The following is a 2,639-nucleotide window of genomic DNA, read 5'->3' on the forward strand; positions in this document are numbered from 1 at the left end:
CGCGGCGCGCTCGATCGCGCGCTCGGCGAGCTCGCTGCCGCGCGCGACCCAGCGCGTGACCTCCTCGGCGCGCCGGTCGACCATCCAGCCCGGGTCGGCGAGCGCCGGGCGGCTCCGCAGGTGCCCGAGCCGGTCGATCTCGTGGTTCACGAGCGTGGTGACGCGCATGCGCAGGCGCGCGCGGGCCTGCTCGACCCTGATGAGCTCCTCGGCCACGTCGGGCACCACCCGCTTCGCGGCATCCGTCGGCGTCGACGCCCTGAGGTCGGCGACCTCGTCGAGCAGCGGACGATCGGCCTCGTGCCCGATCGCGCTCACGATCGGCGTGGTCGCCGCGGCCGCGGCCCGCACGACGCGCTCGTCGCTGAAGCCCAGCAGGTTCTGGAAGTCGCCGCCGCCGCGCGCGACGATGATGACGTCGACCTCGGGGTCGGCATCGAGCCGACGGATGGCCCCGACCACCTCGGGCGCGCACCGGTCGCCCTGCACGGCCGCGTAGGCCGTCCGGAACTCGACGGCCGGCCAGCGCAGGCGCGCGTTGCGCACGACGTCCTTCTCGGCGTCGCTGTCCTTGCCTGTGACCAGTCCGATCACCTGCGGCAGGAATGGCAGCGGCCGCTTGCGGTCGGCGGCGAACAGGCCCTCCGCGGCGAGCTGCGCGCGCAGCCGCTCGAGCCGCTCGAGCAGGTCGCCGAGCCCGACGTGCCTGAGGTCGAACACCTGCATCGTCAGGGAGCCGCCCTTGACCCACCAGTTCGGCTTCACCAGGGCGACGGCGTGGTCTCCGGCCTTGAACTGCTCGGTGAGCTTCGCGCGCGTCGACGACCAGATCGTGAACGACACCGTGGCATCCGTCTCGAGGTCCTTCAGCTTGCCGTAGACGTTGCCGGCGGACACGCCCCACTGCGTGATCTCGCCCTCGATCCAGACCGTGCCGAGGCGGTCGAGGTACTCCTTGAGCTTCGCCGAGAGCACCGAGACGGGCCATGGGGTCTCGCGGGTCGTCGGTCCGTCGGCCATGCGCCTCCCAGCAGCCCGTCATCATCGCCCGCGTAGGATGGCCTCCGTGACGAGCTTGACGGATGCCCCGCGAATCGACCTCGGCATGCCTCGGATCCCGAGCGTGCGCGGCCGGCTCAAGGATATCCCCGTGCAGGGGCGCAAGAAGGTGCTGCTCGCGGCGCCGCGCGGCTACTGTGCGGGCGTGGACCGGGCGGTGATCGCCGTCGAGAAGGCGCTCGACCACTACGGGGCGCCGGTGTACGTGCGCAAGCAGATCGTGCACAACATCCACGTCGTGACCGAGCTCGAGAAGCGCGGCGCGATCTTCGTCGAGGAGGTCGACGAGGTGCCCGAGGGCGCGCACGTCGTCTTCAGCGCGCACGGCGTCTCGCCCGCGGTCGTGAACTCGGCCGCCGAGCGCGGCCTGCACGCCATCGACGCCACCTGCCCGCTCGTCACGAAGGTGCACCGCGAGGCCGTCCGCTTCGCCCGCGACGACTACGAGATCCTGCTCATCGGCCACGAGGGCCACGAGGAGGTCGAGGGGACCGCCGGCGAGGCGCCCGACCACGTCACCCTCGTCAACAGCCCCGACGACGTGCCGAACATCGAGGTCCGCGACCCCGAGAAGGTCGTGTGGCTCTCGCAGACGACGCTGTCGGTCGACGAGACGATGGAGACCGTGCGCCGCCTGCGCGAGCGGTTCCCCAACCTGCAGGACCCGCCCTCCGACGACATCTGCTACGCCACCCAGAACCGCCAGGTCGCGATCAAGAAGGTCGCGCAGGACGCCGACCTCGTGATCGTGGTCGGCTCGGCCAACTCGTCGAACAGCGTGCGCCTCGTCGAGGTCGCCCTCGAGTACGGCGCGAAGGCCGCGTACCGGGTCGACTACTCGACCGAGGTGAAGCAGGAGTGGCTCGAGGGCGTCGAGACGGTCGGCGTCACGAGCGGCGCGTCGGTGCCCGAGGGGCTCGTGAAGGAGGTGCTCCTCGAGCTCGAGGACGCCGGCTTCGGCGAGGTCGAGGAGGTCAAGACGGCCGAGGAGGACCTGATGTTCTCGCTGCCGAAGGAACTCCGCAAGGACCTGCAGGGCAACCGCGATGCGCGCGCGATCGGCGGCCGCAACCGGGCGGGCGCCACGGCCTGAGCGCTCGCCCGCCCCGAGCGGCCCCGGCGCTCGAGGCAGGACGGCTCAGCCGCCCGTCATCCCCTGCAGGTACGACTGGAACGTCGGGTCGGTGAAGAACACGATCGACGTGAGCACCATCGTCGCGAGGAACGCGACCGCTCCGCCGACGAGCGGCACCCAGAACGCGAGCTTCCGCGCGCGCAGCCGCATGATCGACCATCCGAGCACCGCCGCGTAGAGCGCGAGCATGAACACCGTGCCGATCAGCGCGAGCGTCGGAAGCCAGGGCTGCGGGGTGAAGGTGCCGACGCCCTGGTCGGAGTACACGGACTGGATCGCGCCGGGGAGCTGCTGCAGGCTGACCGACGTGTTCCATGCGCCGATCGCGCCGAGCGCGAGCAGCAGGATCGTGAAGAACCGGTCGGTCGTGCGCGGGCGCCTCGCCGACGCGTCGACCGCATCCTGCCCCGCGCCGGGCCGCATCGCGGCGGGCGGCGGGGGCGGC

3 protein-coding genes are annotated in these 2,639 nt (G+C 71.8%); 1 reads left to right on the forward strand and 2 read right to left on the reverse strand.

All coding sequences use genetic code 11. The annotated features are described in order from the left end of the window. On the reverse strand, positions 1-1,020 hold a 1,020-nt coding region (gene xseA / locus ESO86_RS15220; protein WP_129235735.1), incomplete at its 3' end, for an exodeoxyribonuclease VII large subunit. Positions 1,021-1,105: 85 nt separating this feature from the next. On the opposite strand from xseA, the gene ESO86_RS15225 reads away from it, so the two are divergent. After that, on the forward strand, positions 1,106-2,152 hold the full coding sequence (locus ESO86_RS15225; protein ID WP_129235736.1) for a 4-hydroxy-3-methylbut-2-enyl diphosphate reductase: 1,047 nt from the start codon (positions 1,106-1,108) through the stop codon (positions 2,150-2,152). A 45-nt stretch (positions 2,153-2,197) separates the two neighbouring features. On the opposite strand, the gene ESO86_RS19150 is transcribed toward ESO86_RS15225, so the two are convergent. Next, positions 2,198-2,639, reverse strand: a 442-nt coding sequence (locus ESO86_RS19150) for a DUF6264 family protein (RefSeq protein ID WP_165307966.1), incomplete at its 5' end; no start/stop codon positions are given.

It is taken from the genome of Agromyces binzhouensis, assembly GCF_004135055.1.
GTDB lineage: Bacteria > Actinomycetota > Actinomycetes > Actinomycetales > Microbacteriaceae > Agromyces > Agromyces binzhouensis.

What these genes read in the sequence shown, in the direction of transcription:
- ESO86_RS15225 (WP_129235736.1), top strand. Translation starts at nt 1,106, where the DNA reads ATGCCTCGGATCCCGAGCGTGCGCGGCCGGCTCAAGGATATCCCCGTG.